This window comes from Ruegeria sp. YTSA135, assembly GCF_059610165.1.
On sequence record NZ_JBXWNC010000016.1, the window covers coordinates 59771 to 75668 of the forward strand.

Sequence of the window (15898 nt, forward strand, 5' to 3'; positions counted from 1 at the left end):
GCCAGATTTCGTTTAGGCGGCCAGCTCGGTCACGGCCTTTTGGGCGTTGCTCAGCGCGGCCTCGGCGTCGATGGCCATCGAGTCGGCGGCGACAATGTCAACATCGGTGATACCGATGAAGCCCAGCATGTGACGGACGTAGCCGGTGGCAAAGTCGATCTCGGACCCGACCGCCGTACCGCCCGACGCAATTGCGAGAACCACGCGCTTGTCCTCTAAAAGACCTTTGGGGCCATTCTCGGTGTACGAAAACGTAACGCCTGCGCGAGCGACCAGATCAATCCAGGCTTTGAACGCCGCGGGAACGGAAAAATTATAGATGGGCAAGCCAATGACGATGGTGTCGGCGTCTTGAAGCTCATTCACCAAGCTATCGGACAAAGCCAGTTGGTCGTGTTGCGCATCGCTGCGTTGATCCGCTGGCGTGAAGTTGGCGTTGATCCATTCTTCGGTCAACAGGGGCAGCGGCTTTGCCAGATCGCGGCGGATGATGCGGCCGGCACCCAGATGCTTGACGATACGGTCAGATAGGTCACGGCTTGCGGAACCTTCGCGGCGGGCAGAAGCGTCGATATGAAGGATTGTTTTGGTCATGTCTTCGATCCTTAGGTTTATGAAATTTATTCTGGGGTCGTATATGAATATTGCGTGACCGAACAAAAGTCGGATATATCAACAGGTATTGTTGGAAATTGCACAGTATTGGTGATGATGTGGACAATTGGGATGAAGTGAGAACCGCGTACCAAGTGGCCCGCATGGGTACCGTCAGCGGCGCGGCCGAGGTTCTGGGCGTTCATCACGCTACCGTTATCCGCCATATCGACTCGATCGAGGCGCGGTTGGGCGTTAAGCTATTTCAGCGGCACGCCCGTGGTTACACGCCCACCGAAGCTGGTGAGGATCTGCTGCGCGTGGCGCAAGCGACCGAGGATCAGTTCAACCAACTTGTTGGACGGATGAAAGGGCGCGGCGACGATGTTGCCGGTGAGCTGGTCGTGACTTCGCTGTCTTCGCTGGCGCCTTTGGTCGTACCGGTGCTGAGCGAGTTTCAGAAGCTGCACCCAAGTGTCATCGTGCGCTATCTGACAGGTGATCGGCTGTTCCGCCTGGAATATGGCGAGGCACATGTGGCGATCCGCGCCGGGGCTGCACCGGATCAGCCGGACAACGTTGTTCAACCGTTCTGGACCCAGCAGATGGGGCTTTATGCCAGCGAAGACTATGTCGCGCGGCACGGTATTCCGTCGGGTATCGAAGATTTCGCGAACCACCACTTTGTTGGAAATGACGATGAAAACAATCGGGCCCCGTTTTCACTCTGGCTGCGCGAAAATGTGCCAGAGAAAGCGATTACCTTCCGATGCTCGAACAACTTTACGATGCGGCAGGCGGTGTTGGCCGGGGCCGGGATCGGGTTCATGGAGCGATGGGAAGCTGCACGTAGTCCCGATTTGCAGGAGGTAATAGACAGTTTGCCTGAATGGTCAGGTAAGCTGTGGCTGGTGACGCATGTCGACCTGCATCGGACCACAAAGGTGCAGGCGTTCCTGACATTCCTGAAAACCCGCGTGAAAGAGTGGGTGGTGTGACACCTCAAGCCCAGGGCCATCTGGCGATGCTGGTCTTTTCGGCGCTGGTTGCCGGCAGCTTTTCGCTTGGGTCATTGATCGCCAACCAGATCGCGCCCGAGGCGATCACCGCAGCGCGGTTCCTGATCGCCTCGGTTGTGATTGGGGTGGCTGCCGGGATGACCACTGGTCTGCCCCGCATTGCGGCAAAGGCACCGTGGCGATACGTGGTGCTTGGCGGTCTGTTTGCCAGTTACTTCGTGCTGATGTTCCACGGATTGAAAACCGCGCCACCCGTCAGTGCGGCGGCTGTTTTCACGTTAACTCCGGTGCTGTCCGCCGTGGCGGGGTGGGTGCTGCTGCGGCAAATCACGACACCAAGGATGGCTTTGGCATTGACCGTTGGCGCGGTTGGTGCGCTTTGGGTCATTTTCCGTGCAGATTGGCAGGCGTTTGTAGCGTTTGAGATCGGCGGCGGAGAGATCATCTATTTCTGGGGCTGTGTGGCCCATGCGATCTATACGCCGATGGTGCGCAAACTGAACAGAGGTGAACCGGCTGTCGTATTTACCTTTGGAACGCTGGTCGCGGGGTGTGTGTTGCTTACCCTTTATGGCTGGTCCGATATACGGGCGACCGATTGGACAAACCTGCCATTGATCGTCTGGGTCGGTCTTTTGTACGTCTCGATCTTTGCCACGGCGGTCAGTTTTGTATTGGTTCAGTTCGCGGCATTGCGCTTGCCTTCTGCAAAGGTGATGGCTTACACCTACCTGACGCCCAGTTGGGTGATCCTGTGGGAGGTCGGCCTGGGTCAGCAGTGGCCAACCTTGATTGTTTTCGTTGGGGCGCTTCTGACCGTTATCGCGCTTGTTCTGCTGTTGAAGTCCCACGATCAACCAAGGGCCGCAGCAGAGCCGGTGCAGGATTAGACCCTACCGTTGAGACAGATCAAGGTCGCCTTTGGCAAAGTCCCTTAGTTCAGGGGCAAGGAGGATTTCGCTATGTACGCCCATATCATGTTCCCTGTTGACCTGCATCTGCCGCCCGAAGTTCGCAAGGCGGCCGATGTCGCGGCTGAAGTTGCAAAATGGCAGGGCGCCAAGATTACTCTTGTCACCGTGACCGGCACACAGCCCGGTGATCCTGCCCTGACGGACACGGCGATAAGCGAAGCGTTGAACGCGTTTGCGGACCAGCTCGCTGAAAGTAGCGGAACCGACGTTGACTTTCGCAACATCCATTCGGTCGATGTTGCGGTTGAGGTGGACGGTGACCTAAAGCGCACCGCCGAGGAAATCGGTGCTGACCTTATTGTTGTCGGAACCCACGCCCCGCGGATCACCGACTATATCTTTTCAAGCCACGCAGGGTATCTGGCCAATCATGCCAGCGTTTCAGTCTTCGTGGTGCGTTGATTGGGGCTAGGGGTCGTCAGAGGCGGGCAGCTCGATTTCAAGAAACCGTTCGAACGCGTCCAGATTGACCGGTTCGAATTGCCCGAACCCCTGCATCCAGACCGAGGCCGCGCGCAGGGCGTCAGGCTCCAGCTTGCACCATTTCACACGGCCTCGTTTTTCCTGAGAGATCAGCCCGGCCTTGGTCAGGATCACCAGATGTTTCGAGATTGCCGCCAGCGACATCTCGAACGGCTCGGCCACGTCTGTGACGGCCATGTCATCCTCAAGCAGCATCGCGAGGATGGCGCGGCGCGTAGGGTCGGCGAGGGCCGCAAACACGGTGTCGAGATCATTGGACATGCAACCGCTGAACCACAGCGCCCCGGTTTGGTCAACCATTTGGTTGAATATGCTGAATCCTGTCTTTCAGGCGTTACCCCTGCGGCTGATCGAATTCACGATTGGGCGGCAGTGCAATAAAACATATTAAAATCAGTTTGTTAACCTGCGGCATTTCCGACCTTTAAGGCCGTTGACTCTGTTCGTCTTGCCCCTTAGCACCTAGCTCAAGACTGTGCGAGGAAAGCGCCCGTGACTGATGATGACCAAAAGCAGCGCCTGACGCAGCTGGAGGCCAAGATCGACGCGGCGAAAAAGGCCAAAAAGCCCGAGACCCGCGCAGACAGTGACATATCCGGGGGCGAGCTTGCCTGGCGGATGGTCATCGAAATGGTATCCGGTCTGGGGATCGGATTTGGCATCGGATACGGGCTGGACAGCCTGCTCGGGACGATCCCGATCTTTCTGGTGCTGTTTACATTGCTGGGCCTTGTCGCCGGGGTGAAGGTTATGCTCCGCAGCGCCAAAGAGGTTCAAGAGAAACAAGCGGCGGCGACGGCCGCCGAAAAGGACGAGAGGGACTGAACGTGGCAACTGAGACCACCGCAGCAGAGGGCAGCAGCCTGGTTTTCCACCCGATGGATCAGTTCATCGTTAAGCCGTTGTTCGGTGACGGTGCGGTGGGCATGTTCACGATCACCAACGTGACGCTATGGCTGTTCCTGGCGATTGTGGCCATCGTGCTGCTGTTGATCTGGCCGACCTCAAAGCGCGCGATTGTTCCGACCCGGATGCAGTCGGTGGCTGAACTGGCCTATGGCTTCATCTATAAAATGCTGGAAGACATCTGCGGCAAAGAGGGTGTCAAGTACTTCCCTTATGTCATGACCCTGTTCATGTTCATCGTCTGCGCGAACTTCCTGGGCATGATCCCCATGTCCTTCACCACCACATCGCATTTCGCTGTGACCATCCCGCTTGCACTGGCCGTGTTCCTGACCGTGACGGTTCTGGGCTTTGTCAAAAACGGCGCTGGTTTCCTCAGCCTGTTCTGGGTGTCGAGCGCGCCTCTGGCGCTGCGCCCTATCCTGGCGATCATCGAGCTGATTTCGTACTTTGTACGTCCTGTGAGCCACTCCATCCGTCTTGCTGGTAACGTCATGGCAGGCCACGCGGTTATTAAGGTGTTCGCAGGCTTTGCCGCGGTGGCCGTGATTTCGCCGGTGTCTGTTCTGGCGATCACCGCAATGTATGGCCTTGAGGTCCTCGTGTCCTTCATTCAGGCCTACGTTTTCACCATTCTGACCTGTGTTTACCTGAAGGACGCTCTGCATCCGCATCACTGATCAGGGGCGACCCTGAGCACAGCAACGATAACCCAACATCGAAACTTCCAATTCGTAAGGAGATACATCATGGAAGGCGATCTCGCACACATCGGCGCAGGCCTGGCAGCAATCGGTTCCGGCGCAGCCGCAATCGGGGTGGGCAACGTAGCAGGCAACTTCCTGGCCGGCGCCCTGCGCAACCCTTCGGCTGCTGCGTCGCAGACCGCAACCCTTTTCATCGGTATCGCGTTTGCAGAAGCTCTGGGGATCTTCGCATTCCTGGTCTCGCTGCTGCTGATGTTCGCCGTCTAATCTGCGGAACCTGATCCTTACGCGCAGGTGGGTCCAAGCCATAGCGGCCCACCTGTTGTAAAGACAACGTTCCGACGGAGGACATCATGGCGACAGAACCCGTACACGAAGAAGTAGCTGGCTCGTGCGTCGACGCTGGTGGCTCTGCCATCGGGATGCCGCAGCTCTGCTTCGAATGGTTCCCCAACCAGATTTTCTGGCTGGTCATCACGCTGGTCGTCATCTTTCTGGTCCTGTCCCGCGTGGCCTTGCCCCGCATCGCGGCAATCCTGGCCGAGCGCAAAGGGACCATTACAAATGACCTGGCTGCGGCCGAAGATCTGAAGGCCAAGGCGGTCGAGGCCGAAGAGGCCTATAACAAGGCGCTGGCCGATGCCCGTTCTGAGGCTCAGCGTATCGCAGCGGAAGCCCGCGCTGAAATCCAGTCTGGTCTGGATGACGCGATTGCCAAGGCGGATGCGGAAATCGCTGCAAAGGCGGCTGAATCGGAGAAGGCAATTGCCGAAATCCGTGCCGGGGCGCTGGAAAGCATTCAAGTGGTTGCCAAAGATACGGCGGCTGAACTGGTCACTGTACTGGGCGGCGAGGCAGATGCCAAAGCCATCGACAGTGCCGTTGACGCGCAGATGAAAGGATAAGTTACATGCGGAACACTCTTGCCCTTATCCTGACCTTTGGCGCAGCCAGTCCGGCATTGGCAGCCAAAGGCCCGTTCTTCTCGCTTGGCAACACCGACTTTGTCGTTCTTATGGGCTTCATCGTCTTCATTGCGGTCCTGTTCTATTTCAAGGTACCGGGTATGATCGGCGGTGCGCTGGACAAACGTGCCGAAGGCATCAAGTCCGAACTAGACGAAGCCCGCGCCCTGCATGAAGAGGCCCGCAGCCTGTTGGCGTCCTACGAGCGCAAACAGCGCGAAGTTCAGTCTCAGGCAGATGCCATTGTGGCGGCCGCGAAAGACGATGCTGTTCTGGCGGCCGAGCAGGCCAAGGCCGATCTGGAAAGGTCCATCGCACGCCGTTTGGCCGCTGCACAGGATCAGATCGCGTCAGCCGAAGCCTCGGCTGTGAAGGAAGTGCGCGATCAGGCTGTCACCGTGGCTGTTTCGGCAGCAAACGCGGTGTTGGCAAAGCAGATGACGGCAGCGCAGGCGAACAAATTGATCGACGAGTCCATCGAGGATGTAAGCGAAAAACTGCATTGATAAATCAGTGCAAAGTGAGGCGTGCCACAGTGTTTCAGGGACGCTTTGCATGGCTTGATCGAATTCGAAACAGGCGAGGGTGCATGCATCCTCGCCTTTTACTATCGGTTTGATTGTTTTTTTGAAATAGTTTACCACCTAAGCGGTTATTCTCGATATAGAGCGAAACATGCCTGAGTTGCCGCGGATCAGCCTCGTGATCCCTAATCTGAATTGCGCTAAGTTCATTGAACGCACGATAAGGTCAGTCCTTGATCAGAATTATCCCAATCTCGAACTGATCCTGTCCGATGGCGGCAGCACGGATGGATCACTCGAAATCATTGAAAAATATCGACCCCATTTCTCGCACATGATTTCTGAGCCGGATTCCGGTCAGGCCAATGCGTTAAACAAGGGTTTTGCCTTCGCGACCGGTGAAATCTTGGGGTGGATCAATTCTGATGATATCTTGCTGCCCGATAGCTTGTCGCTTGTCGGATCACTGTTCACGCTCAACCATAAGACGGAATGGTTGACCGGACGATTGACCGTTATTGACGAGAACGACCAGGTCCAGTGTGCCGTACGCCCTCGACCCCTGACACGCGAGCGGTTATTGGCGGCCGACTATCAGTGGATACAGCAGGAATCGACCTTTTGGCGGCGCAGTCTTTGGACGCGCGCGGGTGGTTATTTGGACGAATCCCTGAGTCTTGCCGTAGATGGCGAGCTTTGGTTGCGCTTCTCACGGTATGCCCAACTAACGTCGGTTTACAAACAAATCGGCGCGTTTCGGATTCGCAGGGGACAAAGGTCCGAAGCGATTGATGAATACCACGCTGAGATGCTGAAAGTCATCGACCGCGAACGACGGAATGCAACGGGAACGAATGACTTGACCAAGGCGATTTTGGATGCGCCCCTTCAACTGCGCCAACGCAAAGAGGCCGAAGCGACCTTTCCGGGCTTAACGAAACGTGATCCTAAGCCGTTCAAGCGGCCCAAACTCTGGAAACATGCGCTTTTGCGCCGAATGCATCATATCTAAGGGGCCGCAAAACTAGCGGTTCCCAATCTCATGGTGCAGGCGCTGTCGTGCTATGGCTTCGTTGCGTTCGGCTTTTTGGTGATCTTCCATGCAGCGCTGAACATAGTCCAAATGTCGGTGGATTGCGCTGCGCGCACCTTCTGGGTCTCGGGCTTGGAGGGCCGTGTTAATGTCGCAATGCTGATCCAGAATTGCGCTGCGCGTTGTGTGTTGCTGAAACATCATTTGGCGATTGTAGAACACGCCTTGTTGCAGCAGGTCGAACATGGACCGCATCATGTGCAGCATTACGACGTTGTGACTGGCCTCAATAATGGCCATGTGGAACTGGGCATCCAGCCGGGCTTCATCTTCGGTTGCATTGCGCTCATGCGCTGCCTGCATTTTGTCGAAAATCGCCTGTACAACCTTCAAATCGCTGTCCGAACCCAGCCGTGCGGCGCGCGCGGCAGCCAGCCCTTCCATGTCCCGCCGGAATGAAAGATAGTCGAACACCGCCTCGTCATGACTACCGAACAGGCGGACCAATGCCGGAGAAAAGGCTGACCCCAAAACCTCGGCCACATAGATGCCGGACCCAGCCTTTGCGGTAAGTAGCCCTTGGCCCTGAAGGTCCGAGATCGCCTCTCGCAATGACGGGCGCGAGACGCCCAGCCGGTCGGCCAGTTCGCGTTCGGCCGGTAAGCGCTCACCCGGTCGCAGGATGCCACGCAGGATCAGCAGCTCGATCTGTTTCACCACTGCGATAGACAACTTTTCGGTCTGGACTTTTTGAAAGGGCATGCGGGGTTATCTCAATTTGGTTAGATTACTTGACCACGTATCGTTTGCCAGCTCAAGACACCGCATACCCCTTGCAGAAAGAAGGTCAGAATTGTTGACATTTATGGGTGACGACCTAGGCTGACGATGTGAGAACGGAGGAGACTCATGTCGACAAAAGACCTGTTCGCCACCCGGACATCGCGAATGAAGGCGTCCGAGATACGCGAGCTGCTCAAGCTGCTGGACCAGCCTGACATCATTTCATTTGCGGGCGGCATTCCGGACCCGGCCCTGTTTCCGACGGACGAGTTTGCCGCAGCCTTCCAGCGCGCGCTTGCGCCTGACAGTCGGGCCCTGGCGCTGCAATACTCTGTCAGCGAGGGGTATCTTCCATTACGCGAATGGCTGGTCGATCACATGCGGCAGATCGGGGTTGAGTGTGGCATCGACAACGTCCTGATCACCTCAGGGTCGCAACAGGCGCTGGATTACCTTGGTAAATTGTATTTGTCTCCAAGGGATACTGCGCTGGTTGGGTGGCCCACCTATCTAGGCGCGCTGGCCGCTTTTAACGCTTATGAACCACGCTTTGACCGGCTTCACATAAGTGGTAATCGGGGGGCGTCTGAATATGCCGCCGCAGCGGGCGAAGGCGCGGTGAAATTCGCCTATCTGTCACCTGATTTCGCCAACCCAACCGGAGAGACCGTAGACCCGCGCGGTCGCGAAGATCTGCTGGATTTGGCAGACGATTTGAACTGCGCGGTGATTGAAGACGGAGCCTATCAGGCGCTGCGATACGACGGTGAACCGATCCCGCCGGTGTTGGCGCTGGAATTGGCACGCAAAGGTTCGATAGAAGACTGCCGGACTGTGTACTGTGGCAGTTTCTCGAAAACCCTATCGCCCGGATTGCGCGTGGGGTGGGTTGTGGCTGCGAAGCCCGTCATCTCACAACTGGTGTTGATGAAACAAGCCGCAAATCTGCACTCGGCCACGATCAACCAGATGGCGATCAACGACGTGGCGCGTGCTTGCTTTGACACGCATATCCCCAAGCTGCGCCGCGTCTATGGCGCACGTCGTGACACAATGCTGGGCGCGCTGCAGCGGCACATGCCGGACGGAGTGGAGTGGACCCGACCCGAGGGCGGCATGTTCATCTGGGTGACCCTTCCCAAAGGCGTAAACGGGGCCGATCTGTTAGAAAAAGCGCTTGAAACGGTCAAGGTGGCTTTTGTTCCCGGCCAGGCATTTTTCCCGGACGCCACCGGGTCCAATACGATCCGACTGAGCTTTTCGAACTCGGATGAGGATACGATCCGTGATGGCATTCGCCGGTTGGGGGACGTCTTGTGGGTCTGAGTACTGGAAAGGATCTGTTAACCAAATTGCGGCAAAGCTGTTGGCATGATCCGCTTTCTGTTCCTCCTGTTGGTGCTGGCCGGGTGTTCGGCTGGCACCCCTTTTTTCCGTGACATACCAGCCACCCGCATCGCGGTGAATGGCAGTGTCTTTGATGTGCGTGTGCGCGGATATCTGGCTGAGGCCGTGCGGATCAACACCCAATATGCACCGCGCCTTGGTCCGATCCGGGACAGGGCCGGATTGGCAATGGCGCAGGTTTCTGGCTGTCCCATTCTGGACGTGCTTGGGGATGCCGCGGTAACGGTCGGTGTGTTGGGGTGTGATCGTGAGGCTGGCGAGCGACTGCTGCTGACCGCTATCTCAACCCCGAACTACGAATGTGTCGACTATGGTATTTATGAAAACTTGGGGCATGGCTACGGCTACCAGGTATTTGAATGCACGCCATACTGACATACGCAGAATTTCGCGTATTTTGGCAAGATATTGTGGATAATTGGCGTCGATGACCCATATCCTGCGCTACGCCGTTGACTCAAGCCCACTCCGTTGCGCAGACTTCCAGTACGTAGGAATCACGGGACCCGTCACCTTTGCGCTTCAGCAAACTTAAACTCACCGGCTTCAAAAGCTTTGTCGATCCAACCGATCTGATCATCGCGGATGGGTTGACCGGTGTGGTGGGTCCGAATGGCTGCGGCAAATCCAATCTTTTGGAAGCCTTGCGCTGGGTGATGGGGGAAAACCGCCCCAAATCCATGCGCGGTGGTGCAATGGAAGATGTGATCTTTGCGGGGGCCGCCACGCGCCCGGCCCGCAATTTTGCCGAGGTTGTCCTGACCATGGACAATTCCGAACGGCTCGCGCCGTCCGGGTTTAATGACACCGATCAGTTGGAAATCGTAAGGCGCATTACCCGCGACGTGGGCAGTGCCTACAAGACCAACGGCAAGGACGTGCGCGCCCGTGATGTGCAGATGCTGTTCGCGGATGCCTCAACCGGGGCGCATTCGCCCGCGCTTGTGGGGCAGAACCGCATTGCCGAGTTGATTAACGCCAAACCCCGCGCCCGCCGCCGTATCCTGGAGGAGGCGGCTGGAATCTCGGGTCTCTATCAGCGCCGTCACGAGGCCGAGCTAAAGCTTAAAGGCACCGAGGTCAACCTGACCCGCGTAGATGATGTGCTTGAGCAATTGGGCACGCAACTAGCGCAGCTTGCCCGGCAGGCCCGTCAGGCCGCACGCTACCGTGAAATTGGCGAGCAGCTGCGTCAAGCCGAGGGTATGCTGCTATACCGCCGTTGGAAAGAGGCCGACATCGCCCGCCAGCAGGCCGAAGAAAAGCTGCGCGACAGAACAACCGAGGCGTCCCGCGCTGAGGCCGAAGCCCGCGCCGCTGCCGCCAAGCGCGCCGAGATAGAGGAGGCTTTGCCTCCTCTGCGTGAGGAAGAAGCCATTGCCGCCGCCGTGCTGCAACGCCAGCAGGTGCAGCGCGATCAGCTTTCGGATCAAGAAACCCGAGCCCGCCAGACGATAGAAACATTGACCAACCGCATTCAGCAGTTGAGCAACGATATCGAGCGTGAAACCGGATTGAATCGCGACGCGGGCCAGATGATCGAACGTCTGGAATGGGAGGCGCGCGAGCTTGCCAAGGCCGCCGAGGGGCATGGCGATAAGGTGGCCGAAGCCGCCGAGATCGCGCGCGAGGCTGCCTCGGTCCTGAAGGACCGCGAAGATCTTCTTTCGCAGGAAACCGAGGACATGGCGCGCCTCGTCGCCCGGCACCAATCCGCGCAGCGTTTAGTCGAGGACAGTCGCAAAACACTGACCCGATCCGAGACCGAAGAGGAAAAAGCGCGCGGCGCAGTGGATCAGGCGCGCGAGGCGTTGAATAATGCAAGCGAAGCTTTTGAGGCCGCGCAAGAGGGTGAAGAAGAAGCCCGCGAAGCCGCGGAAGCTGCCGAGGAAGCCCTCGCCGCCGCAGACGAATTGCGCAACGAAACCCAAGCGCGCGAGGCCGAGGCACGCGCGCAAAGGTCCGAGGCCGAAGGTGAGCTTGGGGCGATCCGCGCGGAAACCTCTGCTCTGGCCAAGCTGGTCGAACGCGATACTGCCGAAGGTGGTCAAGTTCTGGATCTGCTGCGCGTCGAGCCGGGTTATGAAAAGGCGCTGGGTGCGGCGCTGGCTGATGATTTGCGCGCGCCTTTGGTCGAAGGCGATGGTCCATCAGGATGGGTTCAGGTCGCAAGCTACGACTCTGACCAGCCGATGCCGGACGGGGTCGAACCTCTGGCTTTGCATGTGTCCGGCCCTGATCGTCTGAGCCGCCGGATCGCGCAAATCGGTCTGGTTGATCCGGATCAGGGCGCGCGACTGCAAGCCCTACTGAAACCGGGGCAGCGTCTTGTGTCACGCGCGGGCGACCTGTGGCGCTGGGACGGATTTCGCGCCTGGGCCGAAGACGCGCCAAGTGCCGCAGCCCTGCGTCTGGAGCAGTTGAACAAGCTGGAAGCTTTGAAACAGGAGCTTTCTCAGGCCGACGCGCGGGCCGACGGCGCCCGTGCAGCGCATGAGACGCTGTCGCAGCAACTGGCCGATGTGACGGAGGCTGATCGCCGCGCGCGTGAGGCACGCCGGGCCGCGGATCAGCGCATGGCCGAAACCGCGCGCCAACTGAGCCGGGCTGAGGCTGATCGCAATTTGGCAGAGGGCAAGCTGGAAACCCTGACACTCGCCGTGGACCGCCATAAACAGGACGCGATGTCAGCCCGCGGGCAATTGCGTGAGGCTGAAGGCGCATTGGCTGGGTTGGGTGATCTCGACACAGCCCGCGCGCAGGTTGAAGACATTAAGCAAACGGTCGAGGCCGCGCGGATCACCATGCTGACCCATCGCTCGACCCATGACGAACTGCGCCGCGAAGGCGAGGCTCGGACGCGACGCGCGCAGGAAGTGACCAAAGACCTTAGCGGTTGGAAGCACCGCTTGGAAACAGCAGAAAAGCGGATCGCGGAACTGGTCGAACGCAAGGAAAGCTCGGAAGAGGATCTGTCCGAAGCCATGGCCACCCCTGGCGAGATCGCCGAGGCGCGCGAAGAACTGAATGAGCTAATCGAAACCGCCGAGGCCCGCCGCGCCGAAGCAGCCGACAAGTTGGCCGAAGCTGAATCGCAGCAACGCGAGGTTGTGATGGCCGAACGCGACGCTGAACGGCGAGCCTCGGAAGCCCGCGAAGCCCGCGCAGCGGCCGAGGCCCGCAGCGATGCCGCGAAAGAAAGCGTGACGGCTGCAGCTGAGCGGATCGCCGAGGATCAGCAACTGACGCCCAATCAGCTTTTGAACCAATTGGATGTCAACGCGGATCAAATGCCCGCAGCGGACGCTTTGGAGGCCGAGGTAAACCGCCACAAACGTCAGCGCGATGCGATGGGGGCGGTCAATCTGCGGGCGGAAGAGGATGCCAAAGAAGTTCAGGTAGAATTCGATACGCTGAACTCGGAAAAAGCTGATCTGGAAGAGGCGATCAAGGCGCTGCGCAGCGGAATAGCCAGCCTTAACCGCGAAGGGCGCGAGCGTCTGCTGACCGCGTTTGAGCAGGTAAACTCGAACTTCGCGATGCTGTTCAAGCATCTGTTTGGCGGCGGTGAGGCAAATCTGGTCATGGTCGAAAGCGATGACCCGCTGGATGCCGGGCTTGAAATCATGTGCCAGCCGCCGGGTAAAAAACTGTCGACCCTAAGTCTGCTGTCGGGTGGCGAGCAGACCCTGACGGCGACGGCGCTGATCTTTGGCGTTTTCCTTGCCAACCCGGCACCTATCTGTGTGCTGGATGAGGTTGACGCACCGTTGGATGACGCCAATGTCACTCGTTTCTGCGATTTGCTGGATGAAATGTGCCGCCAGACAGACACGCGGTTCCTGATCATCACGCACCACGCGGTGACGATGGCGCGCATGGATCGGCTGTTTGGCGTGACAATGCAAGAGCAGGGCGTGAGTCAGTTGGTATCGGTCGATCTTAAGAAGGCCGAGCAGATGGTTGCCTGATCCATCACCGGAACGTGACACCGGTTTCTGCACCAACTGGAGTAGGGTGCCATCATGATCAGATTTGTTATTCTTGCATTGCTGACGGCCACCCCTGTCGCGGCCGCCGACTGGCCCATGAAACCCGGGGATACCCGCCTTTCGCCCCAAGAGCTGGACGCTTTAGCGGGTCAGACGCTGACGTTTTATGATGATGGGCAATCCAAATTTTCGGTCGGCGGGGCTTATTCCTATACTTATGCAAGCGGAGAATCTGCGTTTGGGACGTATTCCATCGCCGAAGATGGCAGCGTCTGTATCGCTTATCGAAACGGGTTCAGCCGCTGTGACCTGTACGTTCATAGTGGAGAGCGTCTCATTTTGATTGATCAAAAGGGGGATCGCTATCCCGTCAGGCCCGAGTAAGGCTTTTCCGGCGGCGGGATACGTCTTTCAGGATTGCTAGCTGAATTTTCGGTGCTGGATACTGGCGTCATTTTCAGGTTCATGCTTATCGCCAAATCCCTTTAGATCGTGTTCGGCTGACCCACAGGTATTTCACCTGAATCGTAACAGCCCTTGCTGTATTCGGGCTTTGTGACGCTGCGCGTCTCGAAAGGGGCTTTGGTCAAAAGAAAAGGTCTATCCCGCTCCACACCGCCAAAATCCCAACCGCAAGTCCCCAGACGGTCCACATCATGTCACATGCGCTGAAAACCTCCTCCGCGCCGATTTCTCTACGGGCCGCGCCATTAACCCATGCCAGATCACGGACCTGACCGTCGTAACTTCGCGGGCCAGCAAGGGCCACATTCAGGGCGCGCGCCATCGCTGCCTCTGGCCAGCCGGCGTTAGGAGAGATATGGCGGCGCGCATCGGCCACTATGTTGGACCAGCTTGCCCATTGCCCGGTCAGACCCATGATCATGACGCAGGTCAGGCGTGCGGGTATGAGGTTAAGCACATCGTCCATCCGGGCAGCCGCCCATCCGAACTCACGGTATTTTTTAGTGCGGTAGCCAATCATGCTGTCCGCCGTGTTGACGGTTTTGTAAATCAAAAGTCCCGGCAACCCGGCGACCAGAAACCAGAAGGCCGGCGCGATGACGCCATCGCTCAGGTTTTCGGCTGCGCTTTCGATGGCGGACCGCGCGACCTGCGCTCTTGTCATATCGCCTGTGTCCCTGGATACGATCATCGCGACACTGGCGCGACCTTCAGACAGGGAGCGGAGTAGTCCGTGGCCCACATCACGAACATGCGAAACCAGCGATTTCTGCGCAAGCAGGATGGCGCAGGCAAGGATTTCAACCCATGGCCCAAGCAGAGACAAACCACGGCCCAAAACAAATGCACCGATGACCAGCAGCACGAGCGCGACCGCCCCTTTCAGTCGCCGACGGCCTCCGTGGTTCAGGCGCTTGTCCAACCACCCAACACTGTTCCCCATCATCACAGCGGGATGGCGAACCCGGGACCATAGCCAATCGGGTTCCCCAAGTGCCGCGTCCAGACACATGGCGCAGACCAGCAGAATTGGGGTGCTCACAATGCGGCCTCCAGCCTGTTCCAGCCCGTCGCGGGCGGCAATCCCAGTCGCAGATATGTTTTGGAATAAGGAAAGACACGGCTCCAGATCCGGGCGCGGGCCAGCCGGTCCTGCCACTCATTGGCATCGTCCACGTCATAGAGCCGGAACAGAGCGGTTCCCCCCACAAGGTCTGCCCCCCTGGTCGTCAAAAGCCGATCCAAGCGCTTCGTGTCAGCGGTCAATCGGTTGCGGGTTGCATTAGCCCAGTCGGTGTCACACAGCGCCCGTTCACCGATCTTGAGGGCTGGACCTGAGACCGCCCATGGTCCGATCAGGTCGTTCAGTCTGGCGATGAGCTCGGGCTGGCCGATGGCAAACCCCAGCCGCAACCCCGCCAGACCCCAGAACTTACCAAAGCTCTTTAGGACGATCACACCGGGTCGAGCAGCGAGATGTATCAGCGAGGCTTCGGGAGTGACATCGCAAAAGCTTTCGTCAATCACGGTCAGCGGGGCGCTTGCATCCGCTTCTTGCCACAGTCGCCCGTCGGGGTTGTTCGGGTGCACAATCACACGCGCCTCCGCTGGGTTGTCTGCCTGAACGCTCCAGCCCTGCGCGGCGAAGGCAGCGGCGTGCTCGTTATAGGTGGGGGTGGTGATCTGAACGCGGCCCGACGCGGCCAGCGCTGGAATCCGCGCGATAATAGCTGAGGCACCGGGCGCGGGCAGAATTGCCGCCCCCTCGGGCACCGCCCAAAACTGGCGGGCAGCTTTGCTTAGTCGTTCGAATGCACCATTATCGGGCAACTCAGACCAGTCTGAAGACGTCAAACCTGTTACATCATAAGGTACGGGATTGATCCCCGTGGACAGGTCCATCCAATCTGAGCGCGCGCCGCCAAAACTTGCTATCGCCCCGTCCAGCCCACCGCCGTGATCGCGCGTGGTGCGAGGGGTGAAGTGTTTCTTCTGGCCCGCCATCGAAACCTCGTTAAAATTGCCGGTTCAGGCTCTTTTCAAGCG

The 15898-nt window shown here is 58.3% G+C and carries 18 protein-coding genes; 13 read left to right on the forward strand and 5 right to left on the reverse strand.

The features are described 5' to 3' along the window. Positions 1-12: 12 nt before the first annotated feature. Positions 13-594, reverse strand: a complete 582-nt coding sequence (locus AC2FIT_RS18270; RefSeq protein WP_496831450.1) for an FMN-dependent NADH-azoreductase — start codon at positions 592-594, stop codon at positions 13-15. A gap of 119 nt (positions 595-713) precedes the next feature. On the opposite strand from AC2FIT_RS18270, the gene AC2FIT_RS18275 reads away from it, so the two are divergent. The 3 genes from AC2FIT_RS18275 (at position 714) to AC2FIT_RS18285 (ending at position 2989) form a co-directional block, all read left to right on the forward strand. Next, positions 714-1592: a LysR family transcriptional regulator gene (locus AC2FIT_RS18275; RefSeq protein ID WP_496831509.1), complete on the forward strand. Its 879-nt coding sequence runs from the start codon at positions 714-716 to the stop codon at positions 1590-1592. Next, positions 1589-2503 (forward strand): DMT family transporter, encoded by a 915-nt coding sequence (locus AC2FIT_RS18280; protein ID WP_496831451.1) that lies wholly within the window; start codon positions 1589-1591, stop codon positions 2501-2503. The genes AC2FIT_RS18275 and AC2FIT_RS18280 overlap by 4 nt, the downstream gene beginning before the upstream one ends. A gap of 72 nt (positions 2504-2575) precedes the next feature. After that, the gene (locus tag AC2FIT_RS18285) at positions 2576-2989 is read left to right on the forward strand and encodes a universal stress protein (RefSeq protein ID WP_496831452.1); all 414 of its coding nucleotides are present in this window, start codon (positions 2576-2578) and stop codon (positions 2987-2989) included. A 6-nt stretch (positions 2990-2995) separates the two neighbouring features. Here the strand turns inward: AC2FIT_RS18285 and AC2FIT_RS18290 are convergent, their stop codons facing one another. Next, the gene (locus AC2FIT_RS18290; protein ID WP_068339528.1) at positions 2996-3331 is read right to left on the reverse strand and encodes an ArsR/SmtB family transcription factor; all 336 of its coding nucleotides are present in this window, start codon (positions 3329-3331) and stop codon (positions 2996-2998) included. Between the two features lie 231 nt (positions 3332-3562). Here AC2FIT_RS18290 and AC2FIT_RS18295 point away from each other — a divergent pair, with 231 nt between their 5' ends. The 6 genes from AC2FIT_RS18295 to AC2FIT_RS18320 all read left to right on the forward strand — a co-directional run bounded on the left by AC2FIT_RS18295 (position 3563) and on the right by AC2FIT_RS18320 (position 7184). Continuing rightward, positions 3563-3895, forward strand: a complete 333-nt coding sequence (locus AC2FIT_RS18295; RefSeq protein ID WP_496831453.1) for an AtpZ/AtpI family protein — start codon at positions 3563-3565, stop codon at positions 3893-3895. 2 nt (positions 3896-3897) lie between these two features. Then, on the forward strand, positions 3898-4656 hold the full coding sequence (locus tag AC2FIT_RS18300; protein ID WP_496831454.1) for a F0F1 ATP synthase subunit A: 759 nt from the start codon (positions 3898-3900) through the stop codon (positions 4654-4656). Positions 4657-4725: 69 nt separating this feature from the next. After that, positions 4726-4950: a F0F1 ATP synthase subunit C gene (locus tag AC2FIT_RS18305; RefSeq protein ID WP_005981269.1), complete on the forward strand. Its 225-nt coding sequence runs from the start codon at positions 4726-4728 to the stop codon at positions 4948-4950. A gap of 86 nt (positions 4951-5036) precedes the next feature. Further along, positions 5037-5588, forward strand: coding sequence for a F0F1 ATP synthase subunit B' (locus AC2FIT_RS18310; RefSeq protein WP_496831455.1), 552 nt, complete (start codon positions 5037-5039; stop codon positions 5586-5588). A gap of 5 nt (positions 5589-5593) precedes the next feature. After that, on the forward strand, positions 5594-6154 hold the full coding sequence (locus AC2FIT_RS18315; protein ID WP_496831456.1) for a F0F1 ATP synthase subunit B: 561 nt from the start codon (positions 5594-5596) through the stop codon (positions 6152-6154). Positions 6155-6323: 169 nt separating this feature from the next. Next, entirely contained in the window at positions 6324-7184 is an 861-nt protein-coding gene (locus AC2FIT_RS18320) for a glycosyltransferase family 2 protein (protein WP_496831457.1), read from the forward strand. 12 nt (positions 7185-7196) lie between these two features. Here the strand turns inward: AC2FIT_RS18320 and AC2FIT_RS18325 are convergent, their stop codons facing one another. Continuing rightward, positions 7197-7967, reverse strand: coding sequence for an FCD domain-containing protein (locus tag AC2FIT_RS18325; protein WP_496831458.1), 771 nt, complete (start codon positions 7965-7967; stop codon positions 7197-7199). A gap of 147 nt (positions 7968-8114) precedes the next feature. Here AC2FIT_RS18325 and AC2FIT_RS18330 point away from each other — a divergent pair, with 147 nt between their 5' ends. The 4 genes from AC2FIT_RS18330 to AC2FIT_RS18345 all read left to right on the forward strand — a co-directional run bounded on the left by AC2FIT_RS18330 (position 8115) and on the right by AC2FIT_RS18345 (position 13771). Beyond that, the gene (locus AC2FIT_RS18330) at positions 8115-9314 is read left to right on the forward strand and encodes an aminotransferase-like domain-containing protein (RefSeq protein ID WP_496831459.1); all 1200 of its coding nucleotides are present in this window, start codon (positions 8115-8117) and stop codon (positions 9312-9314) included. 45 nt (positions 9315-9359) lie between these two features. Beyond that, a complete protein-coding gene (locus AC2FIT_RS18335) occupies positions 9360-9770 on the forward strand; it encodes a hypothetical protein (protein ID WP_496831460.1) in 411 nt (136 codons plus the stop codon). 140 nt (positions 9771-9910) lie between these two features. Then, positions 9911-13366: a chromosome segregation SMC family protein gene (locus tag AC2FIT_RS18340; protein WP_496831461.1), complete on the forward strand. Its 3456-nt coding sequence runs from the start codon at positions 9911-9913 to the stop codon at positions 13364-13366. 54 nt (positions 13367-13420) lie between these two features. Next, positions 13421-13771, forward strand: coding sequence for a hypothetical protein (locus tag AC2FIT_RS18345; protein WP_496831462.1), 351 nt, complete (start codon positions 13421-13423; stop codon positions 13769-13771). A gap of 202 nt (positions 13772-13973) precedes the next feature. Here the strand turns inward: AC2FIT_RS18345 and cbiB are convergent, their stop codons facing one another. Together cbiB and cobD are read right to left on the reverse strand one after the other, a co-directional pair. Beyond that, positions 13974-14894: an adenosylcobinamide-phosphate synthase CbiB gene (gene cbiB / locus AC2FIT_RS18350; protein WP_496831463.1), complete on the reverse strand. Its 921-nt coding sequence runs from the start codon at positions 14892-14894 to the stop codon at positions 13974-13976. Continuing rightward, positions 14891-15856 (reverse strand): threonine-phosphate decarboxylase CobD, encoded by a 966-nt coding sequence (cobD, locus tag AC2FIT_RS18355; RefSeq protein ID WP_496831464.1) that lies wholly within the window; start codon positions 15854-15856, stop codon positions 14891-14893. The genes cbiB and cobD overlap by 4 nt, the downstream gene beginning before the upstream one ends. Between the last annotated feature and the right edge of the window lie 42 nt (positions 15857-15898).

What these genes read in the sequence shown, in the direction of transcription:
- AC2FIT_RS18290 (WP_068339528.1), bottom strand. Translation starts at nt 3,331, where the DNA reads ATGTCCAATGATCTCGACACCGTGTTTGCGGCCCTCGCCGACCCTACG.
- AC2FIT_RS18305 (WP_005981269.1), top strand. Translation starts at nt 4,726, where the DNA reads ATGGAAGGCGATCTCGCACACATCGGCGCAGGCCTGGCAGCAATCGGT.
- AC2FIT_RS18325 (WP_496831458.1), bottom strand. Translation starts at nt 7,967, where the DNA reads ATGCCCTTTCAAAAAGTCCAGACCGAAAAGTTGTCTATCGCAGTGGTG.
- AC2FIT_RS18345 (WP_496831462.1), top strand. Translation starts at nt 13,421, where the DNA reads ATGATCAGATTTGTTATTCTTGCATTGCTGACGGCCACCCCTGTCGCG.
- AC2FIT_RS18335 (WP_496831460.1), top strand. Translation starts at nt 9,360, where the DNA reads ATGATCCGCTTTCTGTTCCTCCTGTTGGTGCTGGCCGGGTGTTCGGCT.
- AC2FIT_RS18310 (WP_496831455.1), top strand. Translation starts at nt 5,037, where the DNA reads ATGGCGACAGAACCCGTACACGAAGAAGTAGCTGGCTCGTGCGTCGAC.
- AC2FIT_RS18285 (WP_496831452.1), top strand. Translation starts at nt 2,576, where the DNA reads ATGTACGCCCATATCATGTTCCCTGTTGACCTGCATCTGCCGCCCGAA.
- AC2FIT_RS18320 (WP_496831457.1), top strand. Translation starts at nt 6,324, where the DNA reads ATGCCTGAGTTGCCGCGGATCAGCCTCGTGATCCCTAATCTGAATTGC.
- AC2FIT_RS18270 (WP_496831450.1), bottom strand. Translation starts at nt 594, where the DNA reads ATGACCAAAACAATCCTTCATATCGACGCTTCTGCCCGCCGCGAAGGT.
- cobD (WP_496831464.1), bottom strand. Translation starts at nt 15,856, where the DNA reads ATGGCGGGCCAGAAGAAACACTTCACCCCTCGCACCACGCGCGATCAC.
- AC2FIT_RS18315 (WP_496831456.1), top strand. Translation starts at nt 5,594, where the DNA reads ATGCGGAACACTCTTGCCCTTATCCTGACCTTTGGCGCAGCCAGTCCG.
- AC2FIT_RS18330 (WP_496831459.1), top strand. Translation starts at nt 8,115, where the DNA reads ATGTCGACAAAAGACCTGTTCGCCACCCGGACATCGCGAATGAAGGCG.